Source organism: Coprococcus phoceensis (assembly GCF_900104635.1).
Classification (GTDB): Bacteria; Bacillota; Clostridia; order Lachnospirales; family Lachnospiraceae; genus Faecalimonas; species Faecalimonas phoceensis.
Map to the genome: position 1 here is coordinate 2,472,941 of NZ_FNWC01000007.1, position 14,547 is coordinate 2,487,487.

Sequence of the window (14,547 nt, forward strand, 5' to 3'; positions counted from 1 at the left end):
GCCAATGCTTACTCCTCCTTTTTTGGATACCCTTTCCCTGCCTGTAATAAACAGAGAAAAGCGATGCCAAATACAGCACCGCCACTAAAAGTTAATACATATGAAATTGCTCGTAACATTGTTTTCTCCTTTGATTTAACCTGCTTCGGAAGTCTCCTCTAAGCGGGTTGTCATGATTTTATAGAGAGAATTCTTCGGAAATCTGTCTACGAACGGGATAATGACATTTCCATAGAACAGAAGTCCTTCCCCCTCATTACTGTTGGTTACATAGGACAGCTGGGTTGGTGAGATATTCAGCTGTTTTGCAAGAATCTGCCTGTCTCCGGAAGCCTGGTTGAGCATATAAATGAAGTCTGAGTTTTCAAAAATGTTCTCAATTTCCCTGGAAGACAGCAAATCCTTAATATTCTGGGTGATGCCAGTTGGAATACCACCCCATTTACGGAATCGCTTCCATATCTCCACACTATAAGCTGCGGTCTGCTCTTCCTTCAAAAGAAGATGGAACTCATCCACATAGTATCTGGTGGACTTATGGGCAGAACGGTTCATCGTTACCCTGTTCCAAACCTGATCCTGAATGACAAGCATCCCAATCTTTTTCAGCTGCTTACCAAGTTCCTTGATGTCAAAGCATACAATGCGGTTATTGATATCCACGTTTGTCTGATGGTTAAATACATTCAAAGAGCCTGTAACATAGATCTCTAATGAAGTAGCCAGCCGCTGTGCTTCCGGCTCTTCCTGTTTTCTCAGAAGGTTGTATAAGTCCTCCAGGATTGGCATCTTCTCCGGTATTGGATCGGCAAGGTATTCCTGATATACTAACCGCACACAACGGTCAATAATCGTTTTTTCTACCGGTTCCAGTCCGTTCTTTCCACCAACGATCAGTTCACACAAAGACAGAATAAAATCTGCTTTTAATGACAGCGGATTGTCTTCCTCGGAATAATTCAAGTTCAGATCCATCGGATTGATATACTGGTCAGATACCGGCGAAACCCGAACCACCTGCCCATGCAGTGCCTGCACAAGTGCCGAATACTCGGCTTCTGGATCACAGACGATGATATCATCTTCTGTAATCAGGAAACAGTTCGTGATTTCTCTCTTTGCTGAGAACGACTTCCCGGAACCTGGTGTACCAAGAATCAGTCCATTTGGGTTCTTCAGACGTTTCCGGTCAACCATGATCATGTTGTTGGATAACGCATTCAGTCCATAATAAAGAGCTTCCCCTTCCTGAAACAGTTCCTGTGTCGTAAATGGCACAAAAATTGCGGTTGATGATGTGGTAAGCCCTCTCTGAATTTCAATTCGATTGACTCCAAGCGGAATACAGGACATAAGTGCTGATTCCTGCTGATAATCCAGCTGTTTTAAGGAACAATTATATTTCTGTGCAATCCCCTGCACCTGGAAAATATTATTATCCAGTTTCTGACGCTTCTTTGCGGTATTCATAACCAGAACCGTTACAAGGAACATTCTCTCATTTCTGGACTGCAGATCTTCCAGCAGATTCTTCGCTTCTTCTCCATAAGTCACAAGGTCCGATGGAAGAACGTCCATATCATAACCGGAACGTACCGCTCGTTTCTGCTCTTCGATCTTCATCTTATCCAAATCTGAAATCTTGCTCTTGATCATCTTGATCGCTGAACTCTGGTCAATAGACTGGATATGGATGTTGACATTAATACTGTCATCTACATCCAGAAAATCTGCAAGCATCCGATCTGTCAGCTCTGGTGCAAGAATCTGCAGATAACTTACACTTCCCATCGTTCTTCCCATCAAAAATGTCTGATTCTTGGAAAAGTTAAAGGAAGTCGGTGCAATAAAATCTTTGGTCTTTAATCCGGTTTCCGGAAGCATCTTATACTGGAACTTAAATGGTTCGATCCAATCCTGGTTGAACACATGATACAGAATCTCCAGCCTTTCCAGACCATTCAAGGAATGTGCCTGTGCACCCAGAATCTTAAAATTATTTAAGATATCTGTTTCAATTCTTTCAAGCCTCGGTCTTGCCACCTTCAGGCTTTCTGCTTCGATTCCAAAAGTGATATACTTTGTCTTCACCAGACCATTATTTCCTTTGGAAAGCTGATTTTTCAGCATAGTACGGTACTCTTCACGAATGGCATTGAAGTCATCGTTCTGATCCGGAATATCAATACCTTTCTCAAATTCTGCCACATCCACCTGCTGATTGATAAAGGACAGCTGCACACTGATGGAAGAATCAAAGTAATTTAAGAAATCACAGTAATTTTCAAATATCGTGGTCTTATCCTCATTTAATGCAAGCTGATAGTTGATGTCATAAAACTGAATCGTCTTAGAGAAAAAGGTCTTTGTCACCTGGCAGATACCATCCTGCAGCATCCGAATATACGGAATGCTCTGCTGTGCAGTTGTAGGAATGCCTTTCTGTTTCCTGCGATCCCGTTCCTGCTTCTTTCTACGCTTTTCCTGTTCTCTTTCTTTTCTGCTTTTTTTGTTTCTTCTTTCCTGACGGTTTCTTTTTTCCGCCAGGGACAGACGCTCCTGCTGAGCCTCCTGCTTTGTCTTTTTTGCCATCCGGCACACCCTCCTTTTTCACAAGGGTGGAAATCTCCTGATAAAAATTTTCTGTCTTATATGGTCTTACTGCCGGACAGATAAACTTCTGTCGAATGATATTTGCCACCACTTTTTCAAAGGGAAGACCGTCTTTTTCATACATTGCCATGAAGAAAAACGGAAGCATGATCGTTACCATCAGGATGGCTGCGATACTGGAACCGATTGGTTTTCTCATGACCAGATAAAACGGAATTCCCACAACTGCGGCAAGTGAAAAGAAAATCAGCTGCCGCTTTGTCAGATTTAACGCTACTTTTGTTTTGACCTTGGTAAGGTCTTTTGGTACTGGTACATACGCCATGGTATGCGCTCCTTTCCTGCCCGTTAGTGGGCATTAAATATCGATTTGCTAAGGCTTCCGGTCTTGAATAATGAAAAAGCAAGAATCACGGTATAAGCCGCTACTGAAAACATTGCTGCATGAAGGTCACTGGATATGGTCATTGCATTTACTAAAACTGCATAAATTCCCACACAGACCATCATGAAGAATCCCTGAAATGCCAGTGCGAACAAGCCTTTTAAATAATTGTTTCCGATATTGCCCCATTCCTTATTGGTCATGGTGGCAAACGGAATTGGTGCTATGGAAGTATAAAGGTAAATTTCTATCATTCTTCCGTACAAGATTACCGTAATGATAATTGACAGAATGTGCATGGTAACACTGATCAACATCGTTTCCATGGATAGCAGGAACAAATCCCCTAACTCCATATCCTCCAGGGCATCCACAATCCGTGAAATTGCTTCTGTTGCATCCACCGCAGTGTTTCCTGATATCACCCCGGCGGCATTGTTGACCACATGCTGGCCAACATCAAAGACCGCCATCGTGATATTAAACGTATTTGTCACCAGATAAATGGCTACATACGCTTTGAAGATCCAGAGGAAAATGTTATAAGTCTCAAATTCATGGAAATTGTTTTTCTGTGTTACCATCGTGATCAATTCATAGCACAGGACAAAGGTGATGATCAGTCCCGCAATGGGGACGATCACCGTTTGGGATATATTCTGAATCAGATTAAAAATCCCTGCATTCCATCCCTGCGGTGTCTGTCCCACCTGCCCGGCTATGGTTCCCACCTGCTCATTGACAGACGTGAACATGTTATCCAAACTTGACTTGATAAGCCCAATCAGGATATCCTTTATCGCTTCCGTAATTCTCTCAATGATGGTGTTCATCTACCACTCCTCTTAAGAGAACAATGTTGCCAGCTGTGGAATCAGGGTAGTTCCCAGCAGCATGATTCCGGCACCAGCCATCAGCTGTTTGATGCCCTGGCTCTTTACTGATGTGCGATAAAGAAGTAATAGAAGTGTAAAAAATTTTGCCGTTCCTATCCGGCACTTGCGCATTGTGTCGGATAGGTCGGGCGGTTATTCGGGCAAGTCCACCTTGCCAACAAAAGAATAATAAATCTCAATGTCCTGTCTGCGGGTCTTGTTCTCGTCATAGCTGCACTCATGCACAACGATTTTCTCTACAAACTCCCGCAGCAGAGTAGGGGTAAGTTCTTCAAAGCTGGTATGCCGCCGGACAACATTCATAAACTTTTCTGCGTTCACGGTGGCTTCCTGTGCTTTGGAAAGCTCCGCTTGAATAGCAGCGGCTCTTTCTTTCAGCTCCCGTTGCTCTGCTTCATAGTCTGCCGACAGCTCTGTGAAACGCTCGTCTGATATGCGCCCGGTCACGCTGTCCTCATACAGCCGCTTGAAGATAGCGGATAACTCGGCTATGCGTTTCTCGGAGGCTTCCAGTTCCTTTTTCTTGGCGGCGTTCCTGCGTTTGCCCCCGTCCTCGTTCTGCTCAATCAAGAGTTTCATAAACCGGGCTTCATGCTTTGCCGCATAGCTGGTCACTTTCCGCAGATTGGAGAGTACACCAGCGGTCAAGAGGTCGGTGCGGATAAAGTGCGCCGTACAGTCATGGGTGCGTTTCTTGTAGTTGCCGCAGATATAACAGTCCTGCTTGCGCTTGTCCGTCTGGTATCGCTGCTGATACATCACGCTGCCGCAGTCCGCACAGAACAGTATGCCGGAGAACAAACCCACTTCATCATAGCGGTTTGGGCGTTTGCGCTGTTTGCGAAGCTCCTGCACCCGTTCCCATGTTTGGGTGTCTATGATAGGCTCGTGGTGGTTCTCGAAAATCACTTGCTTTTCCGGGGGATTTTCTACACTGTGCTTGACTTTGTAAGAAAGTTTTTCTGTCTTGAAATTTACCAGACAGCCTGTGTATTCCCGGTTTTCAAGGATATGCACTACGGTATTGGTCGCCCACTTGCACTCATAGCCGGGGTGGTAGCGGCGGGTGCTGCCCGTCCTGCGGTATTCAAGCGTTCCCGGCGTGGGGATTTGCTGCTCTGTGAGCATACGGGCTATCTTGGTCGGACCATTCCCGGCAAGACAGAGGTTGTATATCTGCTTGACTACGGGTGCAGCTTCCTCGTCAATAATGAAATTTTCATCCTCGTCCATGAGGTAGCCATACACAGGCTTGCTTGTGATGGGCTTGCCATTCATGCCTTTTGAGCGTTTTACTGCTTTGATTTTCTTGCTCGTATCTCTCACCAGCCATTCGTTAAAGATATTCCGCAGCGGGGCAAAGTCATTGTCGCCCTGTGCGCTGTCCACTCCGTCATTGATAGCGATGAAGCGGACACCTTTCTGTGGGAAAATCATTTCCGTGTACATTCCCACTTGCAGGTAGTTTCGCCCTAACCTCGACATATCCTTTACGATAACTGTCCCGACTTTTCCGGCTTCAATGTCCGCAAGCATGGCTTGAAAACCGGGTCTTTGAAAGTTCGCACCAGAATAACCGTCGTCCGTGTACCAGCGCAGATTGGAAAAGCCGTTCTGCTTTGCATAGGTTTCAAGGATACGCTTCTGATTGGAAATGGAATTGCTTTCGCCTTGCAGCTCGTCCTCATGGGATAGTCTTGGGTAAAGGGCGGTAATTGGTTGTTGGTTGGTCTGTCTTAACATAAAATCCTCCGTTTCCGACAGCCAGCCCCACTATTCCGTACCTTGATTGTACCACATGGGGCGGCTGTCTGTATAGCGGCAAAAGCGTCAAATCTGCTTCTTTATGGTCGGTCAAATCGCCGTTTTTTGTGTAGCAGCTTCCGCTTCCAGCACTTTCATCATCTTGTCGGCTGCGGTGTCGGTTGCGCCCTGCTTGAAGAAGCCGGAAACGGTAAGGACGGAGTTGCCCATGCGGATTTCCGTCACACAGTCCGGGCGGCGGTCTGTTTTGGTGGTGCTTGTCTGTTTCGTTTCTGTCATAGGCTCTCCTTTCGCTGCTTCATCAGTTGCTTTAAGCGTTCCAGCTTTTCCTGTGCGGTTTCCTTTCGGAAGTTGCTGCCCGTGAAGCGGACGGGGGCGCACATGGAAGTCAGCCTGTCATAGATACGGGCGTGGGGCGTGTCCTGCGGGTGCTGCAATTCCTCCAGCGTGAGGTTGGTCGTGGCGATCAGCGGCTTGCCGCTTCGGTAACGGCTGTCAATCACGCTGTAAACCTGTTCCAGCCCGTATTCTGTTCCTCGCTCCATACCGAAATCATCAAGTATCAGCAGAGGGTAGCTGCAAAGGCGGGAAATATATTCGTTCCTGCCCTCAAAGCTGGCGGCAAGGTCACCCAGTATCGTTGCAAAGTTTGTCATGCAGACGGCAACCTCTTTTTCCATAAGGGCGTTGGCGATACAGGCGGCAAGGTAGCTTTTTCCCGTCCCCACGCCGCCCCAAAACAGGTAGCCGATATTTTCAGCCTGCATGGTTTCCCAGCTCTCCACATAAAAGCGGGCGGTTTCGGTCTGCGGGTTTCTGCCGTTGTCATGCTCAAATGTCCAGTTCCGCATAGCAGGGTCGGTAAAGCCCCGGCGTTTCAAGTCCTCCACTTTTTCAAGGTGCTTCTGTCGGCTTTCGGCGGCTTGCTGCTTTTCACGGGCTGCCCGCTGGCAGTCGCACTCTGCCGGGTGGCGGTCACGCCCGAAACAAGTCTTTCCCTCTGCAAAATAGGCTTCTTTGGGCGTATGGCACTTACCGCAGTATAAAAGCCCGTCCTCGCCTGTGTAGTCCTCCGCTTCGGCGGTAGTGGCTGTAATGTCCGTAATCATAGCTTCAATTCCGTTTTTCATAAGCTCTCGCCCTCCTTGCATGAATAATCGGGTATGCCCTGTTTCGGGGCAGCCTTGCCTTTGGCAGCGTCCTCCTGCGCCCACTTGTAAATGGTGGCTGCATGGCTGTGGTACTGTTTCCCGGTGGAAGCGATATGGCAGGAAAGCCGGTCAATATAATACTCCCACTTGTCGGGCAACTCTGTTTTTAGCCCGGAAAGCTCTGTATCGGTCAGTATCACATTGTTGTATCTGCCATAAGCGGCGGGGGCGGGGTGTCCCGTTTCTCCCTCTCTCTCTTTTTCTATCTCTATCTCTTTCTCTAACTCTATCTCTATCTCTGGTGGACGAATGTCGGACAAATGTCCGCCTTTTGTCCGGGGCGGTAAAAGTGCCTTGTTTTCCAGTCTTGCAGCCCGTTTCCGCTCGGCTTCGGTAGAGGACTGTCCTATCATCAGCTCAATGTCGGTCATATAGAAAGCCCCGCTGTCAAGCTGCTCCACAAGCCCCAACTGCCGGAAAATCTCTAAAGCCCTCTCAACCGTCCCTATCTGGTGGCGGGTCAGTGTCGCTATCATCTGCGCTGTGTAGGGGATATGCTCGTCAAGCTGCAATTTCCCGCCGTTTTTCAGCGATTTTAAGTACAGCTTCAAGAGGATATTGGAGTATAAAATCCCGTCTTTCATATCTTCCAGCAGCACAATGGAGTCGCTGTCAAAAAAGTTCTCTTTCAGCTTGAGGTAGTAATACTTGCGGTTATCTGCCATTGTCCCTGTCCTCCTTTTTCCGGCGTTTGGAGTAGTAGTGGGGGCAGAGTATGATAACCGCCCGGAAGCTCTGCTTGCAGCTATGGGTACAGCCCCGGCAGAGGTCATTGTATGTGATACGATCGCAGGTGGAATTCCCGACTTTCACTTGCCGCAGGAAAAAAGACCATTCCAGCCGCCGTTTCTTGCTCATTCTTGGCATGGGTGCGCTCCTTTCTGCCGTTTCCGCTGGTGTGGCGGTATCGGCGGTAATTCTGTATCATCTCGGTATCATTTTCGGGTTTTTTCTGCCCTATAAGCCCGTTAAAAAATCCTTTGGTATTTGCGGATAGGGTACGGGGCAGCCCCCTTGTTCTGTATAGGTTCGGGTACATTTTGGGGCGGTTTTTATCGTTCCTGTTCCTGCCTTTTCACAGGCTTGCGCTCCCGGTGTAAAATCTGGTCGATATTGCCCTTGACAGTCTGTAAGCGGCGGTATTCCTCCCGTTTTGCCCGGTAATCGTTGTAGCCGCTGTTTTTCTCTTGGATAAGGGTTTCAATCTCTGCTTGCAGGGCTTTATAGCTCGGCAGCTTGGAAATGCCGTTTTCCCTGAAATAGCGGGCGGCTGCGTCTGCTATGATAAAGTCGCTTTCGTACTTCTGACGGTAGGCTGCTTTTGCTTTGGCGTTTTTCTGCTGTTTCAGCCCGTCCCGGACAGGGCGGGTCTTGGAATAGGCAAGCACCTGCCGTTGCAGCTCCTTTTTCCCGTTCAGCGTCTTTTCCATCTGCTTCAGCTCTGTAAGGCTTTCCCGCATGGCGGTATAGGCGGCAGAACAGGCTTCGTCCAGTTCCTCCGGGGAAGAAAAGCCGTACTGCTGATAGGCGGTAACGGTAGCTGCCATTTGCTTTAGGTTGTGCTTTGCCGCCCAGCGGTCATAGCCCACGCCCTTGCCCTCGGCTCGCTTGGCTTCCCGGTCAACCATGCGCTGCAAGGTGTTGTCTGCCGGGGTGGTTTTTGTGGTTTTTTCCCCTTGTGACAGCTTTTTAACCGCGGCAGGGTATTCGAGTATGGCTTTGCTCTGTTCGGCGGCTCTGTGGGCGTTCTGCGTAAGCAGGACAAGGACAGCAGCCTTGTCAAAATCGTCCCCCAGCTTCCGGGCTGTGATAGGCTTTGTCCTGTCCGGCGTGAGGTAGGAAAGCCGCCCCCGGCTCTCCTTGACGGTCACACCCTCCCGCAGCAAAAGGGAAGAAAATTCGTCAAAGCTGCCAGCTTGGGAAAGTGCCTGCCGTATCGTCCGGCGCAGCTTCGCCTTGTCCGTTTCAAACTTGGTGGGCTTGGTCGGCTGTCCTGCGGCTTCTCTGACAGCGTTCTCTTTATCAAGGGCAAGCTGTCCTTTCTTTGCCGCCCAGTATTCCCGTTCGGTTATCCGTTCCTTGCTGCCGCTTAGGAGGTCGATTTGGTAAAGCCCCTCCCGGTGGCACATCTCCATGACTTCACTCTTGAAATATTCCATAGCGGCGTTGGTGCAGCGGTGCTTGCAGCCCTCCCGTGTGTCGGCTGGTCTGTCCATGTAGGGCAGAAGCGGGACTTCATAAATCCGCAGGGAGTTGATGACGATATGCACATGGATATTGCCGCTGTGGTTATGCCCGTCCGGGTGGGTGCAGACTAAGGCTTGGTGTCCGGGGAAATGCTCTTTACAGAACTGCTCGCCCAGCTCCTGCGCCCGGTCTACGGTCAAGCCGTTGTCTGTCCCGTCCCGTGGGTCAAAGCTGATGATATAGTGGTGGCTTTTCACATCTTCCCGTTTTTGGTTTTTCTCATAGCGGAGATTAGCCCGCATACAGGCAACAGCGAAATCCTCGCCCCCACAGTTGAGGGAAGAAATGCGGTAATCCTCCCTCGGTATCAGCCGCCCGTTTTCATCAAGGGTGGGCTTCATGGTAAACTCGTCATGCTCAAATGTGAGATAGGCTTCCGCTGCGCCATAGTCCGCATTTTTAGAGCTGATATGTTTGAATGTTGCCAACAGCGTCACCCACTTTCTGCAAGACTTCAAACTTTAGGGCAGCAAGGTCGGAAACCGCCGCCCGTACCTCCCCGGCAAGCTGCGGGTAGGGGCTGTGCCACTCGTTCAGCGTCCGGGCTATCTGGTTTAAGTTGCCGCCGATCCTGCCGTATTCGGCGGTCAGCTTCCCGACAGCGGCAAGCAACTCGTCATTGACGGGGGAAACGGTTATGATGGGGCGTATGGCTGCCCCGGTTATGGCTTGCCGGATAAACTCGGCTTGGCTCATGTTGTAAGCAGAAAGCCTTTCCGCAAACTCGGCGTATTCTTCCTCGGTCATGCGTGTCTTGACTACCCGGCTGCGGTGCGGCGTGTTATATCGTTTTCGCATGGTAAAACCTCCTTCGGCTGTGCGTGGTGTCCTCTCACTAATAGGAGAAAAACAGGGTGTAAAGCGGAACTGTTTTTGAAAAATCCGAAAAATTATTTTGAGGGATTTTCCAGCGGCGTAAGCCGCATAAGCAGGGTTTGGGGAAGGCACTCCCCAACAAGATTCCCGCAGGGGCAAAATGAGCGATAAGCGAATTTTGGTACTGCGGTAGAATCTTGCTCTAAGAAAACAGCGTAAATTTCCCCCTCCATTCCTTACTACGCAGAGAAATGCAAATATGGCAAAGTTTTTGGAAACTTTTTGATAAAACTTTTCGACAAAGTTGAAAAATCGGCTCGTTTTTTAGCGCAAAAAAACAGGAAACCTTTTCTTGATTTCCTGTCATGGTATGTCGCCATAATGGGCGGCGGTTATTTGTTTTTCATTCCCCGGAAGCAAACTTGTAGCCCATGCCTAAAACCGTCTTGATGTAGGTGGGCTTGCGGCTGTCCGGCTCTATTTTTTTCCGCAGGTTGTAAATCACATTTGCAACGCTTGACTGGCAGCTTTCACTTTCCATGTTCCAAACGGCTTCAAATATTTGTGTCCGTGTGAGGACAATGCCGGGGTTGGAAGCAAGATATACAAGGGCACTGTATTCAAGGCGGGTAAGGCTTACTTCCTCCCCGTCTTGAAATACCCGGCGTTGGTTCTGCTTTATTTCCAGTCCCGGAAAAGATAACACGGAAGCGGTTGTGATCTGCATGGGTTCAATCTGTATATAATCAGATATTGCCGATATGATTTTGTCAATCGCTGTTTCCTCTTGTTCGTTAAGTGTCAGCAGTAGTAATTTCCCCATGTTCATTACCTCTTTTATCCGTTGAATTTAAACTATATTTTTCTGTCGTGTTTTTGACAGTAAGCAACAAATATATATGATAGAGAGCGTAATGTCAATTTAATGCCATTAAAAGAGAAAGATGGTCTGTCTAATTATTATCATTTTGTTCATATGCACTTATGCTGCGTTTGGCATTTAGGCAATTCAATATATTGTAAATTTATCTATATCAGCGGGCTAACCTCATTTTCACAAAATAAGCTAAGTTTGTGAAGCGCTCTTGTGCAGGCAACATATAAGAGGTTTTTATCATCTTCATCATGGTAGTTTTGGCTATCTGCATCACAAATTAAAACAGTATCAAATTCTAATCCCTTTGACATATATACTGGTAAGATAAACACGCCTTGTAAATCTGATACGCTCCCATTTTTAATTAATTGAATATCAAGTTTGTGTTTAATTTTATTAAATAGATAGGTTGAATTTTTTTCGGTTTTACAAATTAAGCATATCGACTGAAACCCTTTCTCTTGGCATAATTTTATTTCCTTAACAATTTCATCAATGAAGATTTCGGAATTATCAGCAATATATACTTTTGGGCTATCGCCATTCCGATTAAAACTTTTTATCTGTGAACTTTGTTCAATGAACTTCAAACTAAAATTTAAAATTTCATTCGTACAACGGAAACTTTTATCCAACATAATAAGAGAAGATTTTTTCTTGTTCAATATTTTTTGAATTTGTTCGTAGAAAGAAATATCTTCTTTTTTGGCAAGAGTCTGTTTCATATCTCCTAAAATAGTAAATTTGGCATTAGAAAATAGCAAATTAAATATTTCATATTGGAGAGGGTAGTAGTCCTGTGCTTCATCAATGACTACCTGCTTAATATTTTTATATTTATTTGTTCCGTATATTTTTAAATACAAATAAGCGATTGCTATTGCGTCATCATAATACAAGCTGTCTGCTTCCAAATTTTCCTTAGTATATTTCCAAATATTTTTTATGTTTTGTGACGGATTGCTATTTTGCAGCAGGCTATAAAAATAGGCTTCATTGCTAAATAATATTTTATATAATTCAACAATGTCAATTTTTATAAATTTCTGTATTTCCTGCTTGATTAGATTTTTTTCTTCTTTATGCCCCCGCCCTTTTCCTGTTCCAAATATTTGTTCAAAAATATAATCTTCTAATTGTTCTAATTTTATGCCTAATGGTGTTTCTGGTCTTCCTAATATCTTGTCTTTTAGAATTTGCCTGCTTACAACGCATTTTCCCTCATAATAAACATCTTCAAATTCTATCCACTGGCGGGGTATATCAATGAGAAATTGGTCTAAAATTTCCCTAAAAAAACTTGACGTTTTAAATTCTATACTATTTCTTGAAATTTCCTTGTATTTTGAATTGACAATCAAGTTTTCTAAAAAATCATTTCTTGACTGAATTTTCCTGCCATTTAATAACTCACTAAGTATATCTTCAAACACGGAAGAAATAACATTATCTTCTCCCAATTCGGGCAATACATTTGAAATATATTGCTCAAATATAGAATTGGGGGAAATAATCATAATGTTATTTGCGGACAGCTTTGTTTGTAAACCTTGATACATAAGATAAGCAGCCCGGTGGAGCGCAATAGAGGTTTTTCCACTTCCCGCTACACCCTGTACCATTAGCAGGTCATTTTCCATATCTCTAATAACCACGTCCTGTTCATGCTGAATTGTTTCAACAATAGCTTTCATTTTAGCAGTAGTGTTTTGTGACAGTAATTGCCTTAAAAATTCATCAACAATCTGAACATCTGAATCAAAAAAATATTCCAGTGTTCCGTTTTTTATTTCATATTGGCGTTTCAAATTGAGTTCGCCTGCTACTCGTCCACATGGAGCGTCATAAAACGCTTCGCCTGTCATAAAACGATAGAAAACACTGGCAATCGGCGATCTCCAATCATAAACATACATCTCTTGATAGCTGTTTTTTCGTAGAGAAGAACGTCCAATGTATATTTTTTCAAATTCGTCCTCATCATCAAATTTAAAATCAATTCGGGCAAAATAGGGCGATTTTATCATCTTTTCTAACAGAAGTATTTTATGTTCTTCTTCTTCATAATCTATAATTTTGTCTGTAACAGGATTGATATATTGGCTTAATTCAACAAGTGCCTCGAAACCGTCTGATGTATACAGTGATGTAATGCCGTGTTCTGTATTTTCACGCACATCTTTTTTGGCTTCGATAATTTCTGATTTTTTTTTGTCTGCCGCTTCTTTTGCCTGCTTTAATTGTTCCTCGGCTAAAGAGATTGTTTGTGCTAATCTTTTTTCTTCAAACGCTTTTTCTGTCTGATTATTCCCCATAATGATTATGACCTCCTTGAAAAATGAAAGAAAGTTTTACTGAAACATTGCTAGGCTAGTTTAGCATGTGTCAGCTTATATAAACAGTCTTGTATTCATAAAATTTGTATGGTATTATTACAATGGGAGGAATTATGTTAGATATTTGATTTCTACAAGCATATCAATTCTAATACGGGTAATTTAAACAATAAACAAATTGGGACAAAGAGTTATACCATTATGTCCCAATTTGTTATTACTCCATATCTTCAGCAGACAGAAACACAAGCCCGGCAAATTCTTCCTCAATCAGTTTCTTCAACTTTTCCGCTGTGCTCTACGCAGGTTCCCGTATCTCCATTCCAACCTATAATCTCTTTCTGTAAAAGCAAATCTTGTTCTGTGAAAAAATGAGTTGGATTCCGTAGTAGTCGGCATTGTGCGTAATGTGTATAACTGGCTGTATCATGGAATTGTGGGTAACTCTGTTTGCAGGACGTGGGAAAGCTGCACTTTAGCTTTTCCATGTGCTGTGAATAGAGTTATCCATGATTCCATAGCCAGTTATGCACATTTCCACAATGCTTGTCTTTTGGTCTTTATCAAAATGAGCATATTGGTTATTAAGAAAAGCCCTGCATATTATCATATACAGAGCCATTCTAATCTTTTTACCCTCTACATAGAGCGTTTTCTTTCTGCAAAATTCATTTTACAGAATGATACCCGCTTTTTTTGCAAAATAGCCTTTTCTCCCGGTAAGTTCCGACTGTTTTTCCTTTGGCAGATTATTGAATAAATCCTCATAAAGAATATCGTCTAACTGCATTTCCCTAGCAAGTAAAAACACATTTAGACTAAGCCATTCCTCCCAAAGCCCTTCAAATAAACTATGGCTGTCTGTATAGGTGTCAAGTTCTTCAAAGCCATATGACGGTGTATAGCACTGCAATTTAACAAAACCGTACCTACCAACATCAACCACTAAAATATCTTCATCTTCCATTTCGTACAGTTCCGCAAACGCACCAATTACTTTGTAGCACATTTCCCGTTCTTTCTCTGTGATATATACTGTTTTTTCCATGCTCATTTACCTCTATCCTTTCAAATCGTGGAATACGGTTTTCAGTTTTCTTCTACTTCTAAACCACATATTTGAAATGCCACATACGCCATTTTATACGGAATAGAGGTTGGCTGTCTGCATTTATCGGTGTGTTACTTTATGGCACATGAGCATTAGCGCCGGGATTGTCATTTCCATATCCTTCCAGAAGGTTTACGACACCCCACACGCCAAGACCTGCGCCGATTGCGACTACAAGAGTTTTTAAAGTTGTAATTGCACTGCTAAAAAATGCCATATACATTCACCAAAACTGACTTCTTTCAGGTGTTTACGGGAATGAAAAAACACCGACTAAAAAGCCGGCGCACC

Annotated in this window: 16 protein-coding genes; all 16 read right to left on the reverse strand. The window is 44.8% G+C overall.

Going from position 1 to position 14,547, the window contains the following annotated elements; genetic code table 11:
- Positions 1-8: 8 nt before the first annotated feature.
- On the reverse strand, positions 9-119 hold the full coding sequence (locus BQ5364_RS17835) for a hypothetical protein (RefSeq protein WP_008688066.1): 111 nt from the start codon (positions 117-119) through the stop codon (positions 9-11).
- A 16-nt stretch (positions 120-135) separates the two neighbouring features.
- The gene (locus tag BQ5364_RS15295) at positions 136-2,592 is read right to left on the reverse strand and encodes a VirB4-like conjugal transfer ATPase, CD1110 family (RefSeq protein ID WP_207646126.1); all 2,457 of its coding nucleotides are present in this window, start codon (positions 2,590-2,592) and stop codon (positions 136-138) included.
- Positions 2,474-2,938, reverse strand: a complete 465-nt coding sequence (locus BQ5364_RS15300; protein ID WP_005344185.1) for a PrgI family protein — start codon at positions 2,936-2,938, stop codon at positions 2,474-2,476. The genes BQ5364_RS15295 and BQ5364_RS15300 overlap by 119 nt, the downstream gene beginning before the upstream one ends.
- Before the next feature lie 23 nt (positions 2,939-2,961).
- Positions 2,962-3,831, reverse strand: coding sequence for a VirB6/TrbL-like conjugal transfer protein, CD1112 family (locus BQ5364_RS15305; RefSeq protein WP_015524554.1), 870 nt, complete (start codon positions 3,829-3,831; stop codon positions 2,962-2,964).
- A gap of 12 nt (positions 3,832-3,843) precedes the next feature.
- Positions 3,844-4,005, reverse strand: a complete 162-nt coding sequence (locus BQ5364_RS18955) for a Maff2 family mobile element protein (RefSeq protein ID WP_083382882.1) — start codon at positions 4,003-4,005, stop codon at positions 3,844-3,846.
- A gap of 21 nt (positions 4,006-4,026) precedes the next feature.
- Positions 4,027-5,637 (reverse strand): IME_Rho_tet family element recombinase, encoded by a 1,611-nt coding sequence (locus BQ5364_RS15310; RefSeq protein ID WP_002569232.1) that lies wholly within the window; start codon positions 5,635-5,637, stop codon positions 4,027-4,029.
- 111 nt (positions 5,638-5,748) lie between these two features.
- Positions 5,749-5,937 carry a transposon-encoded TnpW family protein gene (locus BQ5364_RS15315; RefSeq protein ID WP_002569233.1) on the reverse strand — a complete coding sequence of 63 codons (189 nt, stop codon included), beginning with the start codon at positions 5,935-5,937 and terminating at the stop codon, positions 5,749-5,751.
- Entirely contained in the window at positions 5,934-6,788 is an 855-nt protein-coding gene (locus BQ5364_RS15320; RefSeq protein ID WP_002569234.1) for an ATP-binding protein, read from the reverse strand. The genes BQ5364_RS15315 and BQ5364_RS15320 overlap by 4 nt, the downstream gene beginning before the upstream one ends.
- A complete protein-coding gene (locus BQ5364_RS15325) occupies positions 6,785-7,534 on the reverse strand; it encodes a putative phage replisome organizer (protein ID WP_002569235.1) in 750 nt (249 codons plus the stop codon). Before BQ5364_RS15325 ends, BQ5364_RS15320 begins: the two co-directional genes overlap by 4 nt.
- Complete coding sequence (locus BQ5364_RS17555; protein ID WP_002569236.1) at positions 7,524-7,736, reverse strand: hypothetical protein; 213 nt, start codon at positions 7,734-7,736, stop codon at positions 7,524-7,526. The genes BQ5364_RS15325 and BQ5364_RS17555 overlap by 11 nt, the downstream gene beginning before the upstream one ends.
- Positions 7,737-7,921: 185 nt before the next feature.
- The gene (locus BQ5364_RS15335; RefSeq protein WP_002569237.1) at positions 7,922-9,544 is read right to left on the reverse strand and encodes an IME_Rho_tet family element relaxase; all 1,623 of its coding nucleotides are present in this window, start codon (positions 9,542-9,544) and stop codon (positions 7,922-7,924) included.
- Positions 9,516-9,914, reverse strand: a complete 399-nt coding sequence (locus BQ5364_RS15340) for an IME relaxosome accessory protein (RefSeq protein WP_002569238.1) — start codon at positions 9,912-9,914, stop codon at positions 9,516-9,518. The genes BQ5364_RS15335 and BQ5364_RS15340 overlap by 29 nt, the downstream gene beginning before the upstream one ends.
- 421 nt (positions 9,915-10,335) lie before the next feature.
- Positions 10,336-10,755 (reverse strand): winged helix-turn-helix domain-containing protein, encoded by a 420-nt coding sequence (locus BQ5364_RS15345; RefSeq protein ID WP_181968199.1) that lies wholly within the window; start codon positions 10,753-10,755, stop codon positions 10,336-10,338.
- A gap of 206 nt (positions 10,756-10,961) precedes the next feature.
- Complete coding sequence (locus BQ5364_RS15350) at positions 10,962-13,124, reverse strand: HelD family protein (protein ID WP_071144609.1); 2,163 nt, start codon at positions 13,122-13,124, stop codon at positions 10,962-10,964.
- Positions 13,125-13,818: 694 nt separating this feature from the next.
- Positions 13,819-14,193 carry a hypothetical protein gene (locus BQ5364_RS15355; protein ID WP_071144610.1) on the reverse strand — a complete coding sequence of 125 codons (375 nt, stop codon included), beginning with the start codon at positions 14,191-14,193 and terminating at the stop codon, positions 13,819-13,821.
- A 139-nt stretch (positions 14,194-14,332) separates the two neighbouring features.
- Positions 14,333-14,473, reverse strand: a complete 141-nt coding sequence (locus tag BQ5364_RS17565; RefSeq protein ID WP_041254350.1) for a Maff2 family mobile element protein — start codon at positions 14,471-14,473, stop codon at positions 14,333-14,335.
- Between the last annotated feature and the right edge of the window lie 74 nt (positions 14,474-14,547).

Coding starts and splice junctions, on each gene's coding strand:
- BQ5364_RS17835 (WP_008688066.1), bottom strand. CDS start 119: ATGTTACGAGCAATTTCATATGTATTAACTTTTAGTGGCGGTGCTGTA.
- BQ5364_RS15295 (WP_207646126.1), bottom strand. CDS start 2,592: ATGGCAAAAAAGACAAAGCAGGAGGCTCAGCAGGAGCGTCTGTCCCTG.
- BQ5364_RS15300 (WP_005344185.1), bottom strand. CDS start 2,938: ATGGCGTATGTACCAGTACCAAAAGACCTTACCAAGGTCAAAACAAAA.
- BQ5364_RS15305 (WP_015524554.1), bottom strand. CDS start 3,831: ATGAACACCATCATTGAGAGAATTACGGAAGCGATAAAGGATATCCTG.
- BQ5364_RS18955 (WP_083382882.1), bottom strand. CDS start 4,005: ATGCGCAAGTGCCGGATAGGAACGGCAAAATTTTTTACACTTCTATTA.
- BQ5364_RS15310 (WP_002569232.1), bottom strand. CDS start 5,637: ATGTTAAGACAGACCAACCAACAACCAATTACCGCCCTTTACCCAAGA.
- BQ5364_RS15315 (WP_002569233.1), bottom strand. CDS start 5,937: ATGACAGAAACGAAACAGACAAGCACCACCAAAACAGACCGCCGCCCG.
- BQ5364_RS15320 (WP_002569234.1), bottom strand. CDS start 6,788: ATGAAAAACGGAATTGAAGCTATGATTACGGACATTACAGCCACTACC.
- BQ5364_RS15325 (WP_002569235.1), bottom strand. CDS start 7,534: ATGGCAGATAACCGCAAGTATTACTACCTCAAGCTGAAAGAGAACTTT.
- BQ5364_RS17555 (WP_002569236.1), bottom strand. CDS start 7,736: ATGCCAAGAATGAGCAAGAAACGGCGGCTGGAATGGTCTTTTTTCCTG.
- BQ5364_RS15340 (WP_002569238.1), bottom strand. CDS start 9,914: ATGCGAAAACGATATAACACGCCGCACCGCAGCCGGGTAGTCAAGACA.
- BQ5364_RS15345 (WP_181968199.1), bottom strand. CDS start 10,755: ATGGGGAAATTACTACTGCTGACACTTAACGAACAAGAGGAAACAGCG.
- BQ5364_RS15350 (WP_071144609.1), bottom strand. CDS start 13,124: ATGGGGAATAATCAGACAGAAAAAGCGTTTGAAGAAAAAAGATTAGCA.
- BQ5364_RS15355 (WP_071144610.1), bottom strand. CDS start 14,193: ATGGAAAAAACAGTATATATCACAGAGAAAGAACGGGAAATGTGCTAC.
- BQ5364_RS17565 (WP_041254350.1), bottom strand. CDS start 14,473: ATGGCATTTTTTAGCAGTGCAATTACAACTTTAAAAACTCTTGTAGTC.